Origin of the sequence: Vibrio hannami, from assembly GCF_029589055.1 — a bacterium.
In the GTDB taxonomy this organism is placed as follows: domain Bacteria; phylum Pseudomonadota; class Gammaproteobacteria; order Enterobacterales; family Vibrionaceae; genus Vibrio; species Vibrio hannami.
In genome coordinates, this window is record NZ_JARQZP010000007.1 from 601,021 (window position 1) to 625,741 (window position 24,721).

The 24,721-nt window shown below is 44.6% G+C and carries 25 protein-coding genes and 2 pseudogenes; 19 read left to right on the forward strand and 8 right to left on the reverse strand.

The genetic code is table 11. The features are described from left to right. Position 1: 1 nt before the first annotated feature. The 5 genes and pseudogenes from P7F88_RS17185 to P7F88_RS17205 all read right to left on the reverse strand — a co-directional run bounded on the left by P7F88_RS17185 (position 2) and on the right by P7F88_RS17205 (position 5,067). Positions 2 to 1,509 (reverse strand): annotated as a pseudogene (locus P7F88_RS17185) (inactive transglutaminase family protein). Between the two features lie 8 nt (positions 1,510 to 1,517). Beyond that, positions 1,518 to 2,309 (reverse strand): ATP-dependent zinc protease family protein, encoded by a 792-nt coding sequence (locus P7F88_RS17190; protein WP_277826672.1) that lies wholly within the window; start codon positions 2,307 to 2,309, stop codon positions 1,518 to 1,520. A 117-nt stretch (positions 2,310 to 2,426) separates the two neighbouring features. After that, a complete protein-coding gene (cmoB, locus tag P7F88_RS17195) occupies positions 2,427 to 3,398 on the reverse strand; it encodes a tRNA 5-methoxyuridine(34)/uridine 5-oxyacetic acid(34) synthase CmoB (protein WP_277826674.1) in 972 nt (323 codons plus the stop codon). Positions 3,399 to 3,409: 11 nt separating this feature from the next. Then, complete coding sequence (gene cmoA, locus P7F88_RS17200; RefSeq protein ID WP_277826676.1) at positions 3,410 to 4,138, reverse strand: carboxy-S-adenosyl-L-methionine synthase CmoA; 729 nt, start codon at positions 4,136 to 4,138, stop codon at positions 3,410 to 3,412. Positions 4,139 to 4,200: 62 nt separating this feature from the next. Beyond that, on the reverse strand, positions 4,201 to 5,067 hold the full coding sequence (locus tag P7F88_RS17205) for a DUF72 domain-containing protein (protein WP_277826678.1): 867 nt from the start codon (positions 5,065 to 5,067) through the stop codon (positions 4,201 to 4,203). Positions 5,068 to 5,325: 258 nt separating this feature from the next. Between P7F88_RS17205 and aspS the strand changes: the two genes are divergently transcribed. The 17 genes from aspS to nadA all read left to right on the forward strand — a co-directional run bounded on the left by aspS (position 5,326) and on the right by nadA (position 20,631). Next, positions 5,326 to 7,104 carry an aspartate--tRNA ligase gene (aspS, locus tag P7F88_RS17210; RefSeq protein ID WP_277826680.1) on the forward strand — a complete coding sequence of 593 codons (1,779 nt, stop codon included), beginning with the start codon at positions 5,326 to 5,328 and terminating at the stop codon, positions 7,102 to 7,104. A gap of 122 nt (positions 7,105 to 7,226) precedes the next feature. Then, positions 7,227 to 7,913, forward strand: a complete 687-nt coding sequence (locus P7F88_RS17215; RefSeq protein WP_277826682.1) for a hypothetical protein — start codon at positions 7,227 to 7,229, stop codon at positions 7,911 to 7,913. Between the two features lie 38 nt (positions 7,914 to 7,951). Beyond that, complete coding sequence (ruvC, locus tag P7F88_RS17220; RefSeq protein WP_277826684.1) at positions 7,952 to 8,470, forward strand: crossover junction endodeoxyribonuclease RuvC; 519 nt, start codon at positions 7,952 to 7,954, stop codon at positions 8,468 to 8,470. A 94-nt stretch (positions 8,471 to 8,564) separates the two neighbouring features. After that, on the forward strand, positions 8,565 to 9,191 hold the full coding sequence (gene ruvA / locus P7F88_RS17225) for a Holliday junction branch migration protein RuvA (RefSeq protein ID WP_277826686.1): 627 nt from the start codon (positions 8,565 to 8,567) through the stop codon (positions 9,189 to 9,191). Positions 9,192 to 9,218: 27 nt separating this feature from the next. Beyond that, positions 9,219 to 10,229: a Holliday junction branch migration DNA helicase RuvB gene (gene ruvB, locus P7F88_RS17230; RefSeq protein ID WP_277826688.1), complete on the forward strand. Its 1,011-nt coding sequence runs from the start codon at positions 9,219 to 9,221 to the stop codon at positions 10,227 to 10,229. A gap of 470 nt (positions 10,230 to 10,699) precedes the next feature. Further along, positions 10,700 to 12,292 (forward strand): cytochrome ubiquinol oxidase subunit I, encoded by a 1,593-nt coding sequence (gene cydA / locus P7F88_RS17235; RefSeq protein ID WP_277826690.1) that lies wholly within the window; start codon positions 10,700 to 10,702, stop codon positions 12,290 to 12,292. A 15-nt stretch (positions 12,293 to 12,307) separates the two neighbouring features. Next, a complete protein-coding gene (gene cydB, locus P7F88_RS17240; protein WP_277826692.1) occupies positions 12,308 to 13,444 on the forward strand; it encodes a cytochrome d ubiquinol oxidase subunit II in 1,137 nt (378 codons plus the stop codon). Positions 13,445 to 13,456: 12 nt separating this feature from the next. Continuing rightward, on the forward strand, positions 13,457 to 13,564 hold the full coding sequence (gene cydX / locus P7F88_RS17245) for a cytochrome bd-I oxidase subunit CydX (RefSeq protein ID WP_000270284.1): 108 nt from the start codon (positions 13,457 to 13,459) through the stop codon (positions 13,562 to 13,564). Between the two features lie 6 nt (positions 13,565 to 13,570). Next, on the forward strand, positions 13,571 to 13,876 hold the full coding sequence (gene ybgE, locus P7F88_RS17250) for a cyd operon protein YbgE (RefSeq protein ID WP_277826694.1): 306 nt from the start codon (positions 13,571 to 13,573) through the stop codon (positions 13,874 to 13,876). A 136-nt stretch (positions 13,877 to 14,012) separates the two neighbouring features. Continuing rightward, positions 14,013 to 14,435: a tol-pal system-associated acyl-CoA thioesterase gene (gene ybgC / locus P7F88_RS17255; RefSeq protein WP_277826695.1), complete on the forward strand. Its 423-nt coding sequence runs from the start codon at positions 14,013 to 14,015 to the stop codon at positions 14,433 to 14,435. Continuing rightward, positions 14,425 to 15,108, forward strand: coding sequence for a protein TolQ (gene tolQ / locus P7F88_RS17260; protein ID WP_277826697.1), 684 nt, complete (start codon positions 14,425 to 14,427; stop codon positions 15,106 to 15,108). The genes ybgC and tolQ overlap by 11 nt, the downstream gene beginning before the upstream one ends. A gap of 2 nt (positions 15,109 to 15,110) precedes the next feature. Continuing rightward, complete coding sequence (gene tolR, locus P7F88_RS17265; RefSeq protein ID WP_277826699.1) at positions 15,111 to 15,554, forward strand: protein TolR; 444 nt, start codon at positions 15,111 to 15,113, stop codon at positions 15,552 to 15,554. Between the two features lie 12 nt (positions 15,555 to 15,566). Then, positions 15,567 to 16,643 (forward strand): cell envelope integrity protein TolA, encoded by a 1,077-nt coding sequence (gene tolA, locus P7F88_RS17270; protein ID WP_277826701.1) that lies wholly within the window; start codon positions 15,567 to 15,569, stop codon positions 16,641 to 16,643. Between the two features lie 15 nt (positions 16,644 to 16,658). After that, positions 16,659 to 18,017: a Tol-Pal system beta propeller repeat protein TolB gene (tolB, locus tag P7F88_RS17275; protein ID WP_422128149.1), complete on the forward strand. Its 1,359-nt coding sequence runs from the start codon at positions 16,659 to 16,661 to the stop codon at positions 18,015 to 18,017. 35 nt (positions 18,018 to 18,052) lie between these two features. After that, complete coding sequence (gene pal, locus P7F88_RS17280; RefSeq protein WP_277826703.1) at positions 18,053 to 18,592, forward strand: peptidoglycan-associated lipoprotein Pal; 540 nt, start codon at positions 18,053 to 18,055, stop codon at positions 18,590 to 18,592. Between the two features lie 15 nt (positions 18,593 to 18,607). After that, complete coding sequence (ybgF, locus tag P7F88_RS17285) at positions 18,608 to 19,390, forward strand: tol-pal system protein YbgF (protein ID WP_277826705.1); 783 nt, start codon at positions 18,608 to 18,610, stop codon at positions 19,388 to 19,390. A 176-nt stretch (positions 19,391 to 19,566) separates the two neighbouring features. Beyond that, complete coding sequence (gene nadA, locus P7F88_RS17290; RefSeq protein ID WP_277829215.1) at positions 19,567 to 20,631, forward strand: quinolinate synthase NadA; 1,065 nt, start codon at positions 19,567 to 19,569, stop codon at positions 20,629 to 20,631. Between the two features lie 63 nt (positions 20,632 to 20,694). Here nadA and P7F88_RS17295 read toward each other — a convergent pair. Continuing rightward, positions 20,695 to 21,261, reverse strand: a pseudogene (locus tag P7F88_RS17295) (UPF0149 family protein). 293 nt (positions 21,262 to 21,554) lie between these two features. On the opposite strand from P7F88_RS17295, the gene P7F88_RS17300 reads away from it, so the two are divergent. Beyond that, positions 21,555 to 22,001 (forward strand): L-alanine exporter AlaE, encoded by a 447-nt coding sequence (locus P7F88_RS17300; protein WP_277826707.1) that lies wholly within the window; start codon positions 21,555 to 21,557, stop codon positions 21,999 to 22,001. 82 nt (positions 22,002 to 22,083) lie between these two features. On the opposite strand, the gene P7F88_RS17305 is transcribed toward P7F88_RS17300, so the two are convergent. After that, positions 22,084 to 22,836, reverse strand: coding sequence for a DNA/RNA non-specific endonuclease (locus tag P7F88_RS17305; protein WP_277826709.1), 753 nt, complete (start codon positions 22,834 to 22,836; stop codon positions 22,084 to 22,086). 180 nt (positions 22,837 to 23,016) lie between these two features. Between P7F88_RS17305 and P7F88_RS17310 the strand changes: the two genes are divergently transcribed. Continuing rightward, positions 23,017 to 24,234, forward strand: a complete 1,218-nt coding sequence (locus P7F88_RS17310; protein WP_277826711.1) for a 4Fe-4S binding protein — start codon at positions 23,017 to 23,019, stop codon at positions 24,232 to 24,234. A 61-nt stretch (positions 24,235 to 24,295) separates the two neighbouring features. Here the strand turns inward: P7F88_RS17310 and P7F88_RS17315 are convergent, their stop codons facing one another. After that, positions 24,296 to 24,718, reverse strand: a complete 423-nt coding sequence (locus P7F88_RS17315) for a universal stress protein (protein WP_277826713.1) — start codon at positions 24,716 to 24,718, stop codon at positions 24,296 to 24,298. Positions 24,719 to 24,721 lie beyond the last annotated feature (3 nt).

Below are 24,721 nucleotides of genomic sequence, written 5' to 3' on the forward strand. Positions count from 1 at the left end.
CTTAGTCCTCCGTTAACGGCTTAAAGCGTCTAAGTTCAGTGAGTCGGTAACCGGTATAGTTACCAAGTGCCAGAATGGCAGCCAGAACAAGAAGCTGAACACCGATGAAGTTAAACGTCATGTGCTGAATAAACGGATTGGTCATCGCAAGGTACACAAGTACGGCAGTAAGAAGTGAGCCTCCGCCCTGAATCAGTACTTCTTTTGCACCTTCCTCTTCCCATAGAATCGACATACGTTCGATAGTCCAGGAAAGAATGATCATTGGGAAGAAGGTAATGCTTAGACCTTCGGTTAAACCAACGCGGAAAGCAACAACAGTAAACACAGAAATAATCAGGATTACGGTAATAATCACTGCAGAAATCCGGGCAACCAGTAACAAGTTAAGCTTGGACAGATAGCTGCGTATCACCAAACCTGTACCAACAATAAGCAGGAACCCAACGATACCGGTTACCAGCTGTGTTTGCACAAAGGCTACTGCAATCAGTACTGGCATAAAGGTACCGGAGGTCTTAAGGCCAACAATGATTCTGAGGAAAACAACAATCAGCGCGCCGATAGGGATCAACATAATGGTTTTGAACATTGACTGTTCTTCCAGCGGCAGGCTGTGTATTGAAAAGTTAATCAGGTTATCTGCTTCAATCTTGGCGTTGGTGGCAAGCTTAGGTGAAACTTCCTGTGCGATCATCGAGAAGTGCACCTGGCTGTTTTTACCGCCAATCACGTCTAGAAGAGATACGTTGGATTCATCCCAGACCAGCACATTCTTTGGCTGCCCCTGAGCGCCTGATTCAGGGTCAAACAGAACCCAGTTTTTCCATCCCAAACCTGAAGCATTTGGGTAATGCTTTGGCGACGGCGACCATCCTCAAGGAAAATAACGCCGACAATCTTATTGTGGATATTGGAGTAAGAGAGAATACGAGACGTCGTTTTCGCTTTAGAGTCATCGTTTAACAGCAAAGAGGCATTTTGGCTATCGGTATCGTTCAGTGCTTTGATAAGCTCACGAGTGAAAGTGACATCATCCGCAGAGCGCTGAGTAGCTCGTTCAATTAGCGCGTTTGCAGCCGCTTCCTGAGGTCCGTCAAGGGTTGGTTTCAGTATCGGCGAATCGGACGGTGGAATTGGTTTTACATCCGCGCGGTCATCTTCCAGAAACTGAGTTTTATAATAAATGGTTTGTGAACCATCAGCGTGGCGTACAGACCATTCTGCACGACGACCGATATCTGTATCTAAATAGGCAACACCATAACCAGGTGAAGAAGATGATTCTTCGATTAAAGTATAACCCTGCTGGGTACTTGGTGCTGCAAGTGATACTTTAGCAGGTTCACCAACACCACTGAACTCTACTCTAGCTTCAATATCCCATACCTGACGTTGTTCACCTGGAGTCCAGGGTACACCGTAATTCTCATGCCGTGTGATACACAAAGAAATACCAGCAGCCACTAACAAGCCAATGAGTAAGTAGAAAGGAACTCTGGAAATCATAATTTTCCCTAACTTTGATTTTTCTTATCTGACGTAGATTGAAGAAAGCTCTTACTTACATCTACTATCGCGATGTCTTTAATAAACTCTCTGCCTAAAAGGATAGAGTGGCTCATATGAGTGCGATCCGCCAATGTAAATTGCGATTTTTCATGGATATTTCCCACTTTTACCCACAATTCAATTACCGGACGTTTTTCTAGCTTGTCGTCTGTTGAAACTTGTCGGATATTGACATACCTAATAACCGGAGCTTCAATCCAGTTTTTATCTGCATCTTCAACGTCTTTATCACCTAGATGAAAACGCACCCAGGTCTTGCCTTCGCGTTCAAATCGCTGCATATCAACGGCATTCAATGACGACATTTTTGAGCCAGTGTCGATTCTTGCATCGAACGTGACCTCTATCGAGTCTATTGTGACAGATTCTACGGCACCAAGTACAACTAATTCATCGGAAATTGCCGATGTGTTCAAAGATGAAAGGTTTTGACTTTCAGGTGGTTGTGGACTGTTTTCTGTATTTTGGCTTTGGTCTGAGTCTTTAGCGTTAACTAGTGCAACTTCTTCCCGCAGTTTATCTACGTCAGATTTCAACGATGTCACTTCGTGTTCGAGACTTTCAATGTAGTCGGACTGGTTGCTAACAGCTAGTGTAATAATAGAAAGCTTTTGGTTTATATTCGTTTCAGACTGTTGAATAGTTGCTTGCGTTTCCTTGCTGTACTTCTCCCCATCGGTAAGTGTGCATCCAGACAGCAACGATAAAATGATAAGTGGAAATACGGTCGTTTTCATTGAATACCTTAATTTATTAAGAGCCGCGAGGAGTTTAGCTCACAAAAAAGGGTGCGAGAAGCACCCTAATGTTAGTATTAAGTCAGATAATCAGAAATCGATATCTAATTGAGATAGTTATGGATTTCTTGCAACCAAAATTGCACGTCTTGGTGCAGGATAACCTTCAACTGTTTTTGTTGGGTCGTTCTTATCCAGATAGTCCGGTAATGAGTTGTGAGTCATCCAGCCGGTTGTTCTCTGTTCACCAGTTGTTGTGACGTTTTCGTCTACAATTCTTACGTCTTCAAAGCCGGTTTTTTCCAGCCACACTTTAAGCGCCTTAGCTGATGGGAAGAAGTAAACATTTCTCATCTGAGCATATCTGTCTACCGGAACAAGTACCGCGTTTTCGTCACCCTCAATCACCAGTGTTTCCAGGATCAGTTCGCCACCGGAAACAAGCTGGTTTTTCAACTGAATCAAATGATCAAGTGGGGAACGACGGTGGTAAAGTACACCCATGCTAAATACGGTATCAAAAGCCTTTAGCTCAGGTAGTTGTTCGATTCCAAGCGGAAGAAGGTGGGCTCTTTGATCACCTCCCATCAGCTTTCGGATTGCTTCGAATTGAACAAGGAACAGATGTGACGGGTCGATACCGACACACAGGCGAGCACCTTCTCCTAACATACGCCACATGTGGTAACCATTACCACAGCCCACATCCAGTACAGAGCGATCTTTCAGCGGAGAAATATGAGGTAATACTCGGTCCCATTTCCAGTCAGAGCGCCACTCGGTATCAATATGGATGCCGTGCATCTCAAAAGGGCCTTTACGCCATGGGTGGAAAGTACGTAGTAGGTTTTCCAGTTTTTTCAATTCACCGTTTGGTAGCGGCTGGTTATTGGATACCGTGACCGAATCTTTAAGTTCAATATTGTCAGGTGTGCCTTCAGGGATCTTTTTTAGCGCCTTTAGCCAGCGTTCAAAATCACCGTGCTCAGCATTCTGCCAATCAGTAAGCTGCTGTGGAAGTATATTTAGCCAAGGCTGCAGTACAGTATCTTGAGCGATCAACTTATAAATATCTGAAAAGTTAAACATAATGAATATTCTTATTTAATTGCGTACATTGAGCCAAAGTTGAAGCACTGGAACCACACCTCTACACTACTGAAGCCGATATCGGCTAGGCGTTTTTGGTGAGTTGGAATAGAATCCGGGATCAGTACATTTTCAATTGCACTGCGTTTTTGGCTTATTTCAAGTTCGCTGTATCCATTCGCTCGCTTAAAATCATGGTGTAGGTCTATCAGTAGCTCGTTTGAGCGCTCATCTTCAAAAATATATTTCTCTGATAGGATCAAAATGCCACCCGGGCGCAGACCCTGATAGATTTTCTCAAGCAGTGCACGGCGATCTTCCGGTGATAGAAATTGCAAGGTGAAGTTCAGTACAACCATGCTTGCGTTTTCGATGTCAACATCGCGGATATCTGCTTCTATAACATTCACAGGTGTATCCGAGCGGTAGGCATTAACATGCAGCTTACATCTTTCCACCATCGCTTTAGAGTTGTCGATGGAGTAAATAGTGCAACCTTCCTGTTGAATGTTGCGTCGGATAGAGAGTGTCGACGCGCCAAGCGAGCAACCAAGATCGTAGATATTGCTGTTGGGCTTAACAAAGCGCTCAGCAAGCATGCCGATGGCAGATACGATGTTACTATAACCAGGAACCGAACGTTGAATCATGTCTGGAAAGACTTCAACTACATTTTCATCAAACGAGAAGTTACCAATGTTGTCGATTGGTGATGAGAATATATCGTCTCTGTTGCTCATATCAGGGTATCCGCCAGTAAAAATTGGGGGCGTATTTTATGAGATCTTGTGGACTATGTCACTTAAAACATATCTAACTGCTGTAGGTCATTATTGGCAGGAAAATCAGGTAGGTTAGGGATAGTGCAAATCTTTTGTAATTGTTTATACAGTTTATCAGCTAGCTCAGGTGCTTCTATGTTATCCGGCGTATGAATCATCACATACGGCTGCTTTCCCTGTTCCATCCACAACGGTATTTTTTTCAGCCAGGGAGCAAAAAAGGCATCATTCTCGGACAAAGTAGGGTGTCCAATAAACCGTATTAATGGGTTCTCAGCTGTTGCAATGGCATGTACCGGGACTTTAGGTTTTTTCTGATGGGCGTCAATAACCGCGTCAGTGGTTGGTGGTGCGGCAAAAACTGGACGACTATCCATGATGATTCGATTGATCCCCGCTTCCATCAGCCAGTGATTAAAGGCTTTTTCACGCTCATCTTTAGAGAAAAAGCCGAGATGTCGAACTTCCACACCGAGTTTGACTTCTCTTGGCATTAATTCACAAAAGGTTTTTAGCTCAGGCAGGTTTTCGGGGGAAAATGAAGCGGGTAACTGAATTGTCCACTGACCAATTTTGTCGAAAAGTGGCTCCATTACAGAAAGAAACTCATGAAGTAATCCCTGACAGTTCTTCAGTTGGTTTTGATGCGTAATAGAGGAGGGAAGCTTAAAAGTGAACTTGAAATCTTCGGGTGTGGATTTGTTCCATGCATCAACCGTCTGGCTGGAAGGTGTTGCATAAAACGTTGTATTTCCTTCGACGGTATTAAAGACACTCGAGTATTTTTCCAGCCTTTCTGCAGGCTTTGTTCCCTTGCCATAAAAAGAGTCTGCCCACTGGTTATGAGACCAGAGAGTTAACCCGATACGAATAGGGATTGGTTCCATTAGCTTACCTTATTGCAGAAAGTTCGTTGTCCACTCTACAGAATACTGTTGTGTTTGCTAAGAGAGAATTTTACATAAACGTTATAAATTGTTTGTTTTCTGTCCGATTTAAAGAAAGAGGTCATTTTTTATAAGAAAAAGTATCTGCAAAGGTCGATTTTAAGCGACTTTCCGAGTATAAATGTGGGTTCGTACGCAGACCGGAAAGTAGACCGGCTGCACTGGAATAATTTGAATTAAGAGATTGGGAATTTCATTATGCGTACCCAGTATTGTGGTCACCTGAACAAGTCCCTTGTGGGACAAACTGTTGAACTGTGCGGTTGGGTAAACCGTCGCCGTGATTTAGGCGGTCTTATTTTCGTGGATATGCGAGATCGCGAAGGTATCGTTCAGGTAGTTGTAGACCCGGATATGAAGGACGTTTTTGAGGTTGCCAACCAACTACGAAACGAGTTCTGCATTAAGTTTACCGGTGAAGTTCGCGCTCGTCCTGAAAGCCAAATCAACAAAGATATGGCAACAGGTGAAGTAGAAGTGCTGGCTACAGGTCTGGAAATCATCAACCGTTCTGACGTGCTGCCACTAGACTTCAACCAGAACAACACCGAAGAACAGCGTCTGAAGTATCGTTATATCGATCTTCGCCGTCCGGAAATGAGCAACAACATCAAGCTTCGTGCTAAAGCATCAAGCTTTGTTCGTCGTTTCCTTGATGGTAACGACTTCCTGGATATCGAAACACCGGTACTAACGAAAGCGACACCTGAAGGTGCGCGTGACTATCTTGTACCTTCACGTGTACATAAAGGCAGCTTCTACGCGCTACCTCAGTCGCCACAGCTGTTCAAACAGCTGCTGATGATGTCTGGCTTTGACCGCTATTACCAGATCGTTAAGTGTTTCCGTGATGAAGACCTTCGTGCTGACCGTCAGCCTGAGTTCACTCAGATCGATATCGAAACATCGTTCATGTCTGCTGTTCAGGTTCGTGAAGTGACTGAGCGAATGATTCGCGAAATGTGGCAAGAGCTGTTGAACGTTGACCTTGGTCAGTTCCCGGTTATGTCATTTGAAGAAGCAATTCGCCGCTTTGGTAGCGATAAGCCTGACCTACGTAACCCACTTGAGCTGGTGGACGTTGCTGATCTGGTTAAAGACGTTGAGTTTAAGGTATTCTCAGGCCCGGCTAATGATGCAAAAGGTCGCGTAGCGGTTCTATGTGTACCTGGCGGTGCGAAACTAACCCGTAAGCAGATTGATGAATACGGCAAATACGTAGGTATCTACGGTGCTAAAGGTCTAGCATGGATGAAGGTTAACGATATCGATGCTGGCATGGAAGGTATTCAGTCTCCAGTTGCTAAGTTCCTGAGCGAAGATGTTATCAAGGGTATTCTTGAGCGCACTGGTGCTAAGTCTGGTGACATCATCCTATTTGGCGCTGATAAAGCGAACGTTGTTGCTGAAGCAATGGGCGCACTTCGTCTTAAAGTGGGTATCGATCTTGAACTTACTGATACTTCTGCTTGGAAGCCACTTTGGGTTGTGGATTTCCCAATGTTTGAAGAAGATGATGAAGGTAACCTGCATGCTATGCACCACCCATTCACATCTCCGCTTAGCGTATCGGCTCAGGAGCTAAAAGAGAACCCGGCAGCGGCGAACTCAAATGCTTACGATATGGTAATTAACGGCTACGAAGTTGGTGGCGGTTCTGTTCGTATCCACAATGCTGAAATGCAGTCAGCGGTATTCGATATCCTGGGTATTGAAGAAGACGAGCAGAAGCAAAAATTCGGCTTCCTACTTGACGCTCTGAAGTTCGGTACACCGCCGCACGCGGGTCTGGCATTTGGTCTTGACCGCCTGGTTATGCTGCTTTGTGGTACTGAGAACATTCGTGACGTAATTGCATTCCCTAAAACAACTGCTGCAGCGTGTTTGATGACTGACGCCCCAAGCCTTGCTAATCCAGCAGCGCTTGAAGAGCTGGCTATTGCGGTAACGAAAGCACAGGATAAAGAAGCAGAGTAATTTTTGCTTTTGTAACAATTCAAAGCCGGGGCTAGCCCCGGCTTTTTGCATCCGATAATTGATAAATTGCATGAATTCCTTCAACCTAGTTTGTTGATATCACTCGGTGAAAGGATACATGGATGCGTATTGTGCTGGTTGCGCTATTAGGAATACTGCTTGCTGGTTGCTCCAGCAAGGATTCACGCCCTTTTAATATTAAAAATCTGGCTAAATCAGACGTTGACCTTGTGACGGAAATTCACCTGGAACATCTGAGGGCACTTACCAAGCAGCTGATCATCAAGCTATATAAAAGGAACCCGCGAGAGCTCAAAAAGAACTCTGGGATGACAATTGATGCAAGACTCGTTCAATTGATGACAGTTGATCGCCCAGAAAAAGGATTTATTGAATTAGGGTATATGGATGGTGTTGACGTTCTTCCCCTGGCCTTTTCAAAAGAGTTTAAAGGTGACCGCGTATTTGCTTTGATGGCGGGTGTCACCGGGATGCTCACAGCTTCTTATGAAAACAAGCTTGAGTTCTATTTGCTCGATGATATTGATGAACAGAAGCTGTATAACAGTGCCCGAAACCTAGAGAAAATAGCCTGGCAACTTAACAATGCAAAATACGATGATGGTTCGCTTTTATTGCTATCAAACGGCTACGATGAAAGTGGTGTACCTAACTTTAGTTACGAACGCGTTCTAGGGCAACTGATCATTATTCAGGACACAATGTCGGCAATCATCGCCGACAGCAATAACAGAACAATAAATAAAGTGGTGCATAGCGTTGCATCGATGACATTCTTCCCGATATAGGATTTCTCATCTGACGCAGCCCACATACAGGACACTTAATGATTATTCTTGGTATAGACCCTGGCTCCAGAATTACTGGATATGGTGTTATACGACAGGAGGGACGTCACCTCCACTACGTGGGTAGCGGCTGTATCCGCACTTCAGAGGAAGCACTACCGGGGCGTTTAAAGCAAATATACGCAGGTGTGACAGAGATTATTACTCAATTTCAGCCCGATGCCTTTGCCATAGAACAGGTGTTTATGGCTCGCAATGCCGACTCAGCGCTTAAGCTAGGACAAGCTCGGGGAAGTGCAATTGTTGCCGCGGTAAACGCCGATCTGCCAGTTTATGAATATGCCGCGAGGCTGATAAAACAAGCAGTAGTGGGGACAGGTGGGGCGGATAAAGCTCAGGTACAGCATATGGTGAAGAGTATGCTGAAACTTCCTGCTAAGCCACAGGCTGACGCTGCCGATGCACTCGGTGTTGCTATCTGTCATGCTAATACCAATAAAACTCTTATTGCGCTGGCGGGTAAGGCAACGTCTGCAAAGAAGGGACGCTATCGCTAGTCAACTCATACTGCTATCTTTTACTGGATAAATAGCCAGTAATTTATTACTATCTTCGCTATTAAAAGTCACTACTATCCAAAGGAACACACTTGTGATTGGACGCCTTCGCGGAATGCTTATCGAAAAACAACCACCAGAGCTACTTATTGAAGTCGGTGGTATTGGCTATGAAGTACAAATGCCGATGAGCTGCTTTTATGAATTACCAGAAGTTGGCCAGGAAGCTATCGTTTATACTCACTTTGTTGTGCGGGAAGATGCTCAGTTGCTCTATGGCTTTAATACAGTGAAAGAGCGAGCTCTGTTTCGTGAAGTGATCAAAGCAAATGGTGTAGGACCTAAGTTGGGATTAGCCATTCTTTCCGGGATGACAGCCGCACAGTTTGTTGCTTGTGTTGAGCGTGAAGACATCTCTACACTGGTTAAGTTGCCGGGCGTGGGTAAAAAGACCGCAGAGCGTCTGGTCGTAGAAATGAAAGACCGCCTGAAAGGGTGGGGTGAGGGAGATCTGTTTACTCCAGCGACAGATGCCGCTCCAATGGACGGTATGTCTGGTGGTGTTGCTGATAAGTCTGCAAACGCGGTAGAAGAGGCTGTAAGTGCTTTGGTTGCTTTAGGTTATAAACCTCAACAGGCATCAAAAGTTATTTCACAAGTTGCGACAGATGATATGACCAGCGAAACCCTGATTCGTGAAGCCCTTAAATCGATGGTTTAATAAGAGACGATTGTCAGAGAGAAAGATATGATTGAAGCCGATCGCCTGATAGCCCCGGATAACCCGACGTTCAGAGAAGAAGACGTTATCGACCGTGCTATCCGCCCTAAGAAACTTGCTGATTATCAGGGACAAGACCACGTTCGTGATCAGATGGAAATCTTTATCAAGGCGGCACAGCAAAGGGGTGAAGCTCTGGATCACTTATTGATTTTTGGTCCACCAGGATTAGGTAAAACCACGTTGGCGAATATCGTCGCTAATGAAATGGAAGTGAACATTCGGACTACTTCTGGGCCGGTGCTAGAAAAAGCCGGTGATTTGGCGGCCTTGTTAACTAACCTCGAAGAAAACGACGTTCTTTTTATCGATGAAATTCACCGGTTAAGCCCAATGGTTGAAGAGGTACTCTATCCGGCGATGGAAGATTACCAGTTGGATATAATGATAGGTGAAGGGCCTGCGGCTCGGTCAATTAAGATTGATTTGCCGCCGTTTACTTTAATTGGTGCCACGACTCGCGCGGGTTCGTTAACGTCTCCACTGCGGGATCGATTTGGTATCGTGCAGCGTCTTGAATACTATAATGTTTCAGATCTTAAGAACATTGTCCAAAGAAGTGCGGACTGCTTGAATCTGTCTATGGAGCCGGCTGGCGCAATGGAAGTAGCAAGACGTGCCAGAGGAACGCCGCGTATAGCGAACCGCTTGTTAAGACGAGTCCGTGATTATGCGGAAGTTAAGGGTGATGGCCATATTTGTGGAGAAATTGCTGACAAAGCTCTGGACATGTTGGATGTGGATAATCAGGGCTTTGACTACATGGATAGAAAATTGCTGCTGGCGATTATGGAAAAATTTGGTGGCGGGCCTGTTGGTCTAGACAACTTAGCCGCAGCCATTGGTGAAGAGAAGGATACCATTGAGGATGTTCTTGAGCCTTATCTGATCCAACAGGGTTATCTTCAAAGAACGCCAAGGGGAAGAATCGCGACTAACCGAGCCTATCTTCACTTCGGTCTTGATACAAACGAGTAACAATCTTCATAGCCAGATGGAACATCTTATTCGGTCTGGCTTTCTTGAGTTAAGTCTTTTACTCTATTCAATGTGTGATAAATTTCACACTTCTAATAATTCTCTCTTATCGCTCGCCTTTCAGTTTTCTCAAAAGCCTTGATTCTTAAACGTACGTTTTAAACGTTAAAACCATAAAATTCGTGTGGGTTCACTTGATCTCGATCAGTTTAATTATCTATGTATGACAAATTAGGATGAATGTTTGATTTAAATCAAGGCGAAATTTGTTCATAAAAATTTTGAAACGTCGGAAGTTTGGCGTTAATATTAGCCCCAGCTATATTAGGAGTGTCTTAACAAAATAATAACCATTAAGACACAAAGTGTTAACAATGAAGTTGGCCCGTTAAGGAAAGGCTTCGTTGGAATTTTAAGCCCAATGGATGCAATAGCATCAGTGTCATTCAGCCGACACAAAAGGAGTTTCAATGATAGATATAGATGTAGTCGATCTATCGCGGTTGCAGTTCGCGCTAACAGCGATGTATCACTTTTTATTTGTTCCACTGACTTTAGGTATGGCGTTTCTTCTTGCCATCATGGAGTCTCTCTATGTAATGACGGACAAGCAGATCTACAAGGACATGACTAAGTTCTGGGGTAAGCTGTTCGGTATTAACTTCGCACTTGGTGTTGCAACCGGTCTGACCATGGAGTTCCAGTTTGGTACTAACTGGTCCTATTATTCTCACTATGTAGGTGACATATTCGGCGCCCCTCTTGCTATCGAAGCGCTAGTTGCATTTTTCCTCGAATCCACCTTTGTTGGTCTGTTCTTCTTTGGTTGGGAACGTCTTTCTAAGCGCCAGCACCTGGCTGTTACCTGGCTTGTTGCTTTAGGTTCGAACTTTTCTGCGCTATGGATTCTGGTAGCGAACGGCTGGATGCAGAACCCAGTAGGTTCTGAATTCAACTTTGAATCAATGCGAATGGAAATGGTGAGTTTCTCTGAGCTGGTTCTAAACCCTGTTGCTCAGGTTAAGTTTGTTCACACAGTCGCTTCTGGTTATACAACTGGCGCGATGTTTATCCTTGGTATTAGTGCATGGTATCTGCTGAAAGGTCGTGATGTCGCGTTTGCACGCCGATCTTTTGCAATCGCTGCTTCATTTGGTATGGCATCAATCCTGTCGGTTATTGTCCTGGGTGACGAATCCGGTTATGAACTAGGTGATGTCCAGAAGGTTAAGCTCGCTGCTATTGAAGCGGAATGGCACACAGAACCAGCACCAGCTGCGTTTACCTTGTTTGGTCTGCCTAATCAGGAAACCATGCACACGGACTACGCCATTAAGATCCCTTACGTTATGGGTATTATCGCTACTCGTTCCATCACAAAAGAAGTCACTGGCCTGACTGATCTGAAGCTTGAGCACGAAGAGCGTATCCGTAACGGTATGTATGCGTATGAACTGCTTCAGAAACTTCGCGCTGGCGAAAAATCTGATGCAAACATGCAGGCATTTGATGAGGTTAAAAACGACCTTGGTTATGGCCTGCTTCTGAAGCGTTACACAGAAAATGTTGTCGATGCGACTGAAGATCAGATTCAGGCAGCAGTAGATGATTCTATTCCGACTGTTTGGCCTCTGTTCTGGTCGTTCCGCATCATGGTTGCTTGTGGCTTCATAATGCTATTCGTATTCGGTGCCGCGTTTGTTCAGACATGTCGCCAGAAGATAGAACAAAAACAGTGGGTGCTTAAAGCCGCACTGTTCAGTATCCCGCTACCATGGATCGCTGTGGAAATGGGTTGGTTTGTTGCCGAATATGGCCGTCAGCCATGGGCGGTTGGTGAAATTCTTCCTGTAGATGTTGCAGCATCTGCGCTTTCCGCAGGTCAGATTTGGGCGTCACTTGCCGCGATAATTGCACTCTATACAGTGTTCCTAATCGCAGAAGTATATCTGATGCTTAAATTTGCACGTAAAGGTCCAAGCAGCCTGAAAACTGGCCGCTACCACTTTGAACAAAACGGCAACTCTGCACAGGATGCAGTGAACCGCCAGGTTGAAGCGTAAGCAGGGAGAATAAAAATGTTTGATTACGAAGCCTTACGATTTATTTGGTGGGTATTGGTTGGCGTATTGCTAATTGGTTTCACCATTGCTGATGGTTTTGATATGGGCGTAGGTGCGCTTGTTCCTATCATTGGTAAAACGGACAACGAACGCCGTGTAATGATTAACTCGATTGCACCGCACTGGGATGGTAACCAGGTGTGGTTGATTACCGCTGGTGGTGCGTTGTTTGCTGCGTGGCCTTTGGTATACGCAACGTCATTCTCAGGATTCTATTTTGCAATGATTGTGACGCTGGCTGCACTGTGGCTACGTCCGATCGGTTTGGATTATCGTTCTAAGATCGAAGATCCAAAGTGGCGTAATAACTGGGATATCGCGATCAGTATCAGTGGATTTGTTCCGCCAGTTATCTTTGGTGTTGCGTTTGGTAACCTGCTTCAGGGTGTTCCGTTCACTTTAAGTGACTTTATGATGCCAACCTATCATGGTTCGTTCTTCGGTCTGCTAAATCCATTCGCATTGGTGTGTGGCGTACTTAGCCTTGGTATGTTCATCATGATGGGTACTACTTGGTTACAGATGAAGACCACGGACGCAGTATATGAACGTGCACGTAACTTCAGTGTGATCTCTTCACTTGTGGTTGCAGGACTAATGGTTCTTGCTGGTATTTGGATTCAGTTTATCGATGGCTACGCTATCAAGAGTGAAATCGATACGCTTGCTGCATCTAACCCTCTGAACAAAGAAGTGGTTCGTGAAGCAGGTGCATGGATGGCAAACTTCCACAAATATCCTCTTATGTGGGCTGCGCCTATCCTTGCGGTAGTAATGCCATTGCTAACTATCGTTGCTACGAAGGCAGAAAAAAATGGTTTTGCGTTCTTGTTCTCTAGTCTGACTGCTGCGGGTGTAATTCTGACTGCTGGCTTTACAATGTTCCCATTCGTAATGCCTTCAGAGCTAAACCCAAGCCACAGCCTGACAATGTGGGATTCAACGTCCAGTGAGCTGACACTGCAGATTATGACTGCGGTAGCAGCTGTATTTGTGCCAATCATTCTTTCATACACAGCATGGTCGTACTACAAGATGTTTGGTCGTCTGGATGAAAACTTCATCGAAGAAAACAAGAATTCACTTTACTAAGGAGATATTAATATGTGGTATTTTGCATGGATTTTGGGCGTACTGTTAGCCTGTGCATTCGGCATCATTAATGCTCTTTGGCTAGAGCATTCAGAAATGATGGACAAAGACAGTGAGTAATTGCTGATGAGTAACTTGGCTACAAAGGTTGCTGAGATACATCGTCCTGTAGAAAGAGCCCTTTTCAGGGCTCTTTCAATATTGATGGTGTTTATGCATGCTGGATTAGTTCTATGGGAACCAACTCAATATGCGCAAGCGATTGGTGGATTCAATACGGTAATTAGTCCGTTAATGATTTGGGCGATCTGTACTGGCGTTATTTTTGGAGTGGGTTTCACGCCGATTAACTGGTACTGGCGCGTTCTGTTTAGTCCGTACATTTCGCTACTAGTGCTCGGTTATCTTACATTTCTTTACTTCTTCGTATAATTTCTATCCAAACAGGAGTGGCTAAATGGTAGCTACTCCTATTTTCCTGAAAAAAATTCAACGTTTTCGTACTATTGCCGCATTCATCATGTATAGTTGAGCGTTATTATTGACAGAATTAACCTGGTATTGAGTTGTGCAGGAATTGACGACTTCTCTATTTGAATGGCCTGTGACCGTTTATTACGAAGATACGGATGCGGGTGGTGTTGTATATCATTCTAATTATCTAAAATACTTTGAACGAGCGCGCACAGAGCTGTTACGCAGTGTTGGTGTGTCCCAGCAAATTTTATTAGAACAAAACATCGGCTTCGTTGTCAGACACATGGATATAGATTTTCGTCAGGGTGCGAGGCTTGACGAAAAATTAACAGTACAGACAACAATCAATGAGTTGAAAAAAGCATCGATTACTTTCTGTCAGAAGATTGTCAATCTTGAAGGCCGTACGTTGTGCCAATCAACGGTTAAGGTAGCATGCGTCAACAACCAGAAGATGAAACCACAAGCTATACCAGTCTCGATTATTGCGGAGTTGAAGAACAGTGACAGCTGATATTTCGATTTTAGATCTTTTTTTACAGGCAAGTTTACTCGTTAAAATTGTCATGCTTATCCTCCTTGGAATGTCCGTTGTTTCCTGGGCGATGATTATTAAACGTAGTCAGGTGCTCACCACAGCAATTCGCGATAGTAATGCCTTTGAAGATAAATTCTGGTCAACTCAAGACCTTTCTCGCCTTTATCAGGACGTTAAAAAACGTAAAGATGAAATCTCAGGCTCAGAAGAGATCTTCTATTCAGGCTTTACTGAATTTGCTCGCCTTCGAAGAACGACGGGTTCATCAGCTGACTCAGTCATGGATGGTACTGGCCGTGCGATGCGTGTTGCAGTCGCTCGTGAAGTTGAAGAGCTTGAAACCAATCTTCCATTTCTGGCAACAGTAGGTTCAATCAGCCCTTACATTGGTCTGTTCGGTACGGTCTGGGGTATCATGCATGCCTTTATTGCATTAGGCGAAGTTAAGCAGGCAACGTTGGCTATGGTTGCTCCCGGTATCGCAGAGGCACTTGTAGCAACAGCAATGGGTCTGTTTGCAGCGATACCTGCTGTAATGGCTTATAACAACCTGAGTAACCGTGTTGGTAAGCTAGAACATAACTTTGCGACTTTTTCAGAAGAGTTCCACAGTATTCTTCACCGTCAGGCGATGAGTGAGAAGGAATAAGCATGGCGGGTTATCAACCTAAAAAGCGTAAAATGACAGCAGAGATTAACGTCGTACCTTATATCGACGTTATGCTGGTTCTGCTTATTATCTTTATGGTTACCTCTCCGTTTGTTACTCAGGGCGTTGAAGTTGAGCTTCCTCAGACTTCAGCAGCGAAACCAGCTTCTGAATTGGCTGGTGATAGCGATGCAAGCTTTATCATTGTGGAAATTGATGACCAAGGTAACCTGGGATTAAGCGTTAATGACGAAGAGGTCAAACGAGGCCTGTCATTGGAAGATATTATTGTTCGTGTTAAAGCCGAACTGTCTATTGCGCCAGAATCTCCAGTTGCGGTTGGTGGAGACGCTTCTACGCCATACGCAGAAGTGGTGCTTGTGCTGGACGAATTAAGCAGAGCCGGGATTCCGAAAGTAGGACTGCTAACAGAAATCAGGGAATAGCTTAAGCTGTAAATGAAGAGCGATAAGAATTATACAAAAGAGATTTTAATATCTCTTTTCCTCCATCTGCTACTGGTAGTGGCACTGATATGGGGAACAGACTTTACCATGTCTAAACCAAAGCCTAGCGGCAATCTGGTTCAGGCTGTGGTAATTGATCCCGATGTCGTGAGAAAACAAGCTCAGGAGATCAGAAAAACGCGTCAGGCAGCGGCCAAAGCTGAGCAGGAGCGTTTGGATAAATTGCGTAAGCAAAGTGAGCAGCTAGAGAAAAATCGAAAAGCCGAAGAGGCTCGTATCCGCAAGCTCAAAGAAGACAAAGCCAAAGCGGATAAAGCCGCTCGTGAGGCAGAGAAAAAACGCAAGGCTGAGCAAGAGAAAGTTAAGCTTGAGCAAGAACGAGTTAAGAAAGAGCAGGAACGCTTAAAAGCGGAAAAGGCTCTGGCGGCAAAAGCCGAAGCTGAACGTAAGAAAAAGCAGGAAGCGATAAAACGAGCTGAAGAAGAGCGTAAAGCTAAGCAGGCAGCTATCGAAAAAGCGGAAGCAGAACGAATAGCTAAAGAGAAAGCGGCTAAACAAGCAGAAGAAAAAGCTCGAGTTGAACGTGAAAAAGCAGAAAAAGCCGAGCGGGAACGAGTAGCGAAGGAAAAGGCCGCTGCTGAAGCTGCCGAGAAAGCGCGTGTAGAAACAGAGCGATTAGAAAGACTAGAGCGCGAACGTAAAGAACAAGAAGCAGCTTTAGGGGATATTTTCTCTGGACTACAGGAAGAAGCTGCTCAGAACAACTCAGCAGCAGCAAGACATGTGGCTTCTGAAGCGGATCGCTACGGTGCGATTTATCGCCAACTGATCCAGCAAAACTTATTAATGGAAGACTCGTATCGAGGCAAAACCTGCAAGGTAAACCTTAGGTTGCTACCAACAGGTGCAGATATGATGCTTAATGACGCAAAAGTAATCGAGGGTGACTCACGTTTGTGTGCTGCTACAAAGCGAGCGGTTGCGCAGGTGGGAAGCTTTCCTTTACCAACAGAAAAAGACGTAATTGAGAAAGTTAGAAATATTAATCTGACTGTAGCGCCAGAATAGTAAAAGGAAAGGGTTGTGATTAAACGACTGCTAACAAGTATTGTTATTTTATTTTTTGGAATGGTAAGTGTGGCAAACGCTGCGCTGGAGCTAGTCATTACTGAAGGTATTGATTCTGCCAGACCTATAGCGATTGTACCGTTCAAGTGGGAGGGAACAGAGCCTCTTCCTCAGGATTTGTCGGCAGTTATTGCATCTGATTTGCAGCGTAGTGGTAAGTTCAGCCCGGTGAAAGTGAACCAGATGCCACAAACGCCGTATAGTGATACTGAAGTTGATTACAACGCCTGGGTTCGTTTAGGTGTGGACGCGTTATTAACTGGAACGATTACAAAGAACGCCGACGGTACATATAACGTTAACTACCAGCTAATTGATGTAGTAAGAGGGCAGTTAACTGGTGGAAAGAGTGAAGGCTTAGATCCTGCGACTGGTGAGCTTGTTGTGACTAAGGACCATGTTCATTTCCACAAAAACAAGAATAACTTGAAGTCAAAAGATATGCGCCGTTACGCGCATAGGATATCCAATCTGGTTTACGAGCAACTGGTTGGTGAAAGAGGCGCGTTCCTGACACGAATTGCTTACGTGGTTGTAAACGATGACGCCAAGTATCCTTACCAACTTCGTGTTGCGGATTACGATGGTTACAACGAACGTATGGTACTTCGTTCGAAGCAGCCACTGATGTCTCCAGCTTGGTCACCAGATGGAAAGCAGTTGGCTTATGTAAGCTTTGAAAATGGTCAGTCAGAAATCTTTTTGATGAACATTTACACAGGTAAGCGTGAAAAGCTAACGTCATTTCCTCGTCATAATGGTGCGCCAAGGTTTTCTCCGGATGGCAGCAAGTTGGCACTGGTTTTGTCAAAGACCGGAAGCTTACAGGTTTATGTTCTCGATTTGCAGACACGTCGTCTCAAACAAATTACTCGCGGCAGATCAAATAATACTGAACCATTTTGGCATCCGAATGGTCAATCTTTGATATTTACCTCGGATCGGGGTGGTAAACCGCAGATTTATCAAGTAAATTTGGAGGACGGTTCAACAAACCGTCTGACATGGCAAGGTAGTCAGAATCTGGGTGGTCAAATTACTCCTGATGGGCGTTTCATGGTAATGGTGAACCGTTCGAACTCAGGATTTAATCTGGCTAAGCAGGATCTGGAAACCGGAGCTGTTCAGGTGTTAACAAAAACACTTCTGGATGAGTCTCCAAGTATCGCCCCTAATGGTGGCATGGTCATCTATAGCTCTATGTACAGAAAGAGAAACGTTCTTTCTATGGTGTCTATAGATGGACGATTTAAAGCTAGATTACCGGCAACAAATGGGCGTGTTAGAGCTCCCGCCTGGTCTCCGTTTTTGTAGCAACTAAGTTTTTATAAAGTAAAGGAAGAAATAAGATGCAACTTAATAAGGTTCTGAAAGGGCTTCTGATTGCGCTACCAGTACTGGCTGTAACTGCATGTAGTTCTAGCGACGAAGCGACAGATGCTTCATCTGAAACAACTACAAACCAGCAAGCTGGTGCAGCTAACACTACAGATACGTCAGTAGTTACTCCAATGGACGCAGATGCTCAACTTTCTGAGCAAGAGCTAAAAGAGCAGGCGCTTCGTCAAAACCAAACCGTTTTCTTTGCGTTCGACAACGCAACAGTTTCTGGTGATTACGAAGAAATGCTAGCTGCACACGCTGCGTTCCTAAGTAAAGACCCATCTATCACAGTACAGGTTGAAGGTCACGCAGATGAGCGTGGTACTCCAGAGTACAACATCGCACTAGGCGAGCGTCGTGCAATGGCGGTATCTAAGTACCTTCAGGCTCTAGGTGTACAAGCAGATCAAATCGAAATCGTTAGCTACGGTGAAGAGAAGCCTCTAGTTCTAGGTCAGAGCGAAGAAGCTTACGCGAAAAACCGTCGTGCGGTTATCGTATACTAATTGAGGATATACCTCATGTTCAGTAACTTAAAGCGAGCTGTTTCGCTTGTGTTACTGGCAAGTGCAGCGGGAACCACTCTCGCTGCACCAGCTCCAGTATCAAATATAAACGAAAGTAACTCTACTCCCGTTTCCACTCCTGCCTCTCCCGAGAATGAAGTTCAGCGCCTTGAACGTCTACTGCAAAATCGAAACCGTATACAGATCCAAATGCAACAGCAAATGGATGATATGACGGCTGAGATGAGTGACTTACGTGGATTGGTAGAAAGAAACAGCTACGAAATCAAAAAGCTATTAGATCGCCAGAGAGAACTCTTTCTGGAGTTGGATCGTGTAAGAAGCCAGGCTCAGACAGCGTCTCAATTTCCGGAAGAAGCCGCTCAAGAAAAAGCCGAGCTGAAAAGTGCGGGAACCTTTTCAAGTAATCAGAAAGAAAGAGAAGACTACGAGGCTGCTGTCGATCTTATCCTGACTAAAAAAGATTACTCAGGTGCCCTGGAAGCACTGAATCAGTTTCAGGCTACTTACCCGGATTCAGTTTACTCGCCAAATGCAAACTACTGGCTAGGTCAATTGTACTTTGCTAAGAAGCAGGATGTTGAAGCTGCCAAGCATTTCGCGTCTGTGGTTTCATTTACTGATTCTGGAAAAAGAGCGGATGCTTTAGTTAAACTTGGCGATATTGCTAAGAGAAACAAAAAGCCGGACGTGGCTAATAAGTATTACCAGCAGGCTATTGATGAGTACCCTGATAGCGCATCGGCGAAAACCGCAAAATCTCGCATAGAGAAATAAAACGAGCTTTTCCGATAGAGCCAATAATGGAAGGTCATCCACATAGGGTGGCCTTTTTTATTGTCTTAACTTTAGATTAAAACTCTTTAGACTTATGTATACCTCATTGGTAGTGGAACTAAAAACACTATCGGGTGTACAATGCGCGGATTACAGGAAATTGCGTGAGCAGAGCAATGAGCCACATATTAGATATTATCGAAAATACCGTATACCCATTTCCTCCTAAGCCAGTACCTCTTACAGAAGAGCAAAAGCAGACTCATATAGAAAATATTAAGAGGTTGCTTAAAGAGCGAGATGCGGTTTTGATAGCCCATTATTATACAGACCCAGAAATCCAGGCATTGGCTGAACAGACAGGCGGCTTTGTTGGGGATTCTCTGGAGATGGCGAAGTTTGGTAACCGTCATTCAGCAACCACACTAATTATTGCAGGTGTGCGTTTTATGGGCGAATCAGCAAAAATTCTTACGCCAGAAAAGACCATTTTGATGCCGAACCTTGAGGCTGAATGTTCATTGGATCTGGGTTGCCCTGCTGATAAATTCACAGAGTTTTGCGATCAACATCCAGACCATACTGTTGTGGTTTACGCCAATACTTCTGCTGCGGTTAAAGCGCGTGCTGACTGGGTCGTAACCTCTAGTATTGCATTAGAAATAGTTGAACATCTGGACTCGGAAGATAAACCAATTATCTGGGGGCCGGATCGCCACTTAGGTTCATATATCAAGAATCAAACCGGTGCTGACATGATTTTGTGGCAGGGCGAGTGTGTGGTTCATGATGAGTTTTCTTCTAAGGCTCTAAAGGATATGAAGGCACTCTATCCGGAAGCGGCAATACTGGTTCACCCTGAGTCACCAGCAAGTGTTGTTGAATTGGCAGACGCAGTTGGTTCAACCAGCCAGCTGATCAAAGCGGCAAAAGAGCTTCCACATAAGCAGCTTATTGTTGCGACGGATAAAGGCATCTTCTTTAAGATGCAACAACTGGTTCCTGAGAAAGAGCTTATGGAAGCACCAACAGCGGGTAATGGTGCGACTTGTCGTAGCTGTGCTCACTGCCCGTGGATGGCGATGAATGGTCTGGCTGCTATTGAGAGTGCTTTAACGGGTAACAGTAAAGAGCATGAAATCTTTGTTGATGAAGACGTTCGTGTTAAGTCGCTTATCCCACTAAACCGCATGCTTGATTTTGCAGAACAACTTCAGATGGAAGTGAAGGGCAATGCTTAAGCGGTTATCAGCTTGCATCTAAAAAAACTAAGGGGCTTCAACGAGCCCCTTATTTGTATGCGTTTATTGCTGTTCTGCCAATACGGCTCCACGTTGGGTTAAGCCACAGAGCATTACAGGTACAGCGTTAAAAATCTCTTCAAACTGTTCAAGTCCTTCAATGCCTTGCTCCTGAAGTGTAGTCAGTGCGGTTTCCGGATCGTAAAGCATGCTCAGAGAAAGAAGTACACCACCTAGTAGAGCGTTATCTTCACTTTGCTCAGGCATCAGCGTTTCCCAATCGTCTCGTGCAAGCTGATAACCTTGTAAGACGCCTTCCAAAAATCTCGGGTTTGAGTTGAGACGATATCTTCGTCGTCCAACGTGCATCCTTCTGGCCATTGCCACTTTCCGTCCAGAAGCGCTGGTCTTGCTTCGTTCCAGATATCGACAACAAGACCTGCATAAGTTTCTAGCTGCTCTCCATCAGAAAAGGGCGCTGTTTCTTCCTCCCCACAGGAATGGTAGCCATTCTGCTGGGTCTAAAACGTTTGGGGCGCATGCCATTGCGGTCACGAATCCAATAGTTTGGGATTCACCAAGCAGCTTACCTTCTAACTCGGGCAACTGAAGTAATTCTTGTAGTGTCACGATATGTCCTTGATTGGAATAATAGCAGTATCCTACCAAGATAATTCATCAGGCTAAACCCAAAAGACAGGTTACTGGTGGATCGATCTGATGTTGATATCAATACTCAGAGAATCTGACTGATTCCTGTTAAAAAACTAGTGCAATATTCATAAAACTATTTTAAATATAAAATATAAAACTATAAAAAATCTGTTTTAATAGCGCGCACTGCTGGATTATGGTCTTTAAGCCAGTTTATAATATTGCATATCAATAATTAATCTAGATATTTATTCTTGTAGAGGATGTAAATGAAGGTTCGCGCTCCTTTTAACTTAAGGAACTTTGCAGCAGATACTTTTGCGATGGTTGTATTCTGCTTTATCACAGGGATGGCGATCGAGGTATTCATTTCGGGTTTAAGCTTTGAAAAATCATTGGCTTCAAGACTGGTTTCTATACCGGTCAACATTGCTATAGCGGTGCCGTATGGCCTTTATAGGGACTGGGTAGTTAGACAGGGTGCGAAAGTTGCTACTGGCTCTTTTGCAAAAAACGTTTCAGATCTTTTTGCTTTTGTTACATTTCAGTCCCCGGTGTATGTGGCTATCTTACTGTCTGTAGGCGCGTCAACTGAACAGATTATTTCTGCAGTGTCGGTTAACGCGGCGCTTTCGTGTGGCATGGGTATTCTTTACGGCTACTTTTTAGATAGTTGTAGAAAAATGTTCCGTGTGCCTGGGTATCAGGGTGCTTAATTAACGCCATACGGCTAGAGTGGCTGGCCCCCGAAAGGGGGCTCTCACTTCCAGAGCTCTTCTTAATTTTAACAGTCCGTTTCTACCAACAGCCTAATTTTTCCTGAAGCTCTGTGTCGAATGGCAACTTAGGAAGAGTGAAAGAGAGTTGCGTTTGAATTTCCTCAAGTTTGACTATTTTGGAACAGGCGTTTTCGCTTCGTTTAACATTCTGAGCCATTAAAAAGCCGATTGAATGTTTTCCATCGTAAATCACCTTAAAGTAACCGGATGGCACGGTATGGTTTTCATCAGCTTTTGGAAGGCTTGGCATCTTTTCATCAAATACGGGGCCGGTGATGACATACAATGGCGAGTCATATGTGGCGGCATTCCTGACTTTTTCTTCCAGCTGTTTCCATGGTCCCTGGTTCAGGTCCTTGTCTTGTGGGGTGATATTACTCAGATAGTTTGCTTCATACCAAAAACGGGAGCCGGCGAATGAGGCTAACGGTGCCTGATGCCCTCTGTCTGCTTGCAGTGATGTTGAACTAGCGCCACTGTAATCTGCTTTTTCCAGCGTTTCATCTTGTTCCAGCAGGGGATCGGACTTCCAGGTTCTGCCCGGAGACGCACCGAAATTAATAGGATTGACTTCATACGCTACCCAGTCTGCAAACTTAGTCTCTGGATTATTGGATAGGGCATAGATATGTGTGAAGACGAGGTCATTATTATCCGGGTTAGTTGGACAACCTTGTGGACAATGTACAGATAGAGTTGCTGCAAATGCTGAGGTAACAATCGCTGGTGTGAAAACAGTGCTAAGTAAGCCAATGAGTACAGATGATTTCATAACTATCCATGTTTCAGCTGAGAAGTATGACTTAAATAATACTTGGATTAGAGTTAAATCACAGTATTTAATACGGAAAATACATCTTTTAAGGTATATCAATCCCGGTTTCTTCTGCTTATATTAATCTCTGTAATAGTTCAGGAGCTTTTTTCTCCTCACTTCATCAAGAGCAGTATTATGTCGCTAGTAGAATCCATAGTTTTGATGTTAGGGTTAATCTTCTGTGTAAGCTTACTTTACTGGAGTAACAAGAAGTGGGGTTACCTGCTTTCAGCTTTGTTATTGCTAGCCGCGGTTATTATTTCGGCATACTGGCCACTAATGCTGGCAACGGGGTTTGGGTTAGTTGCTGTAGGCTTGCTCAATCGTTACCAACCCGAACTGTCAAAAGGAGAAGTGCGGGAAAATAATCTCCGGGATTGGGTGCAACACCTGATGGCGCTTTCTATCTTATTGGTCGGTATCCAATATGTTGCGTATTACAGCTTTTTAGCGCATGGCGAGATAAGTGGGCTTACCCGACCCGATGTACTGGATGCTTTTTTACCTATCGCGGCAGGGTTGGAGATCAGAGCGATTCTTACTCTCAATTTATGGGACGACAACCACCCGGCAGCAGCGGTCATGATGGTTTCTGTGCTACTTAGTGGGTTGCTATGCAAGCGTGCATTTTGTGGCTGGATTTGCCCGATAGGTTATGGCGGTACTTATCTATTCAAGCTGAGAAAGCGATTTATAGCTGGAGATTACAATCCCCCGGGCTGGCTAGATTGGCCGCTTAGAATGCTAAAGTATCTACTTCTGGCAGGCCTGCTTTTCATCATTATAAAAGGAGTTCCTACCCAGGCATTACCGCACTATTTAGACGGCACCTATATGAAAGTCGCTGATCTGAAAACAGGACTGTTTTTTATCAGCCCCGGTTTTATTGGTGGACTATGCTTGTTAGTCGTGCTGCTACTTGCCTTGTGGCAGGATAGGGCGTTTTGTCGCTACCTTTGCCCATATGGTGCTGCACTGGGGATTCTAAGTTTCGCCAGTCCATTCAAAGTGCGTCGTAATACGGCCCACTGTCTTATCGACTCAAAAGGGATGGATTGTGATAAGTGCACGCGTGCATGCCCTGCGCGAATTAAGGTCCATACCGTCGAAGCCGTAAGAACCGACGAGTGCCAGGCGTGTATGAGGTGTGTTAGCGCTTGTCCCAAAAAAGAAGCATTAGATGTCAGTACTCGCAATGGTGTTCGTTTATCGGCGAGGGGAATGTTGATTGTCTTGCTTCTGCTAATGTTTGGTTTGCCTTTGATAGCCTACCTGTCAGGGTTCTGGAGCAGTCAGATTGAAGATATCACTCGTATGGAGTTGATGAAGTATCTGCATCAGATAAATCACTAACCAGCCGTATATCGACCCTGCAAGAAAGATATACGGCTTACGGTTTAGCTGTTAGAACGATTTATTTCATGATCGGATGGACCAAAATATCAATCGAACTGCTATTAATCAGTTGCCTAGAAGTAGAAATGATATGGCTCCAGAAGTCATGATGGTGCCCACATAACAGCAGATCGGCTTCGTATTCTTCGATGATTTCAGGGAGTCGGTTGGCTATATTCCCGGAGCCGGCCAGAGCGTTTTTAACTGGTACATCACAGGCCTTGATAAAGCGCTCAAAGAAGTGGTTGGTTTTATCCGGTACGTTTGCACGACTCTCTTCGTCATTCAGATCAAAAAGTTCGTGATAGATTTCCCCGTGTGTATCATCAATGTAAATCAGGGAGAGTTCGGCATCGAATTTTTTCGCTAAAGCTGCGCCCTTACTGACGAGCGAATCACTCTCTTCGGAAAGCTCTACTGCAACTAAAATGTGCTTATACATAAC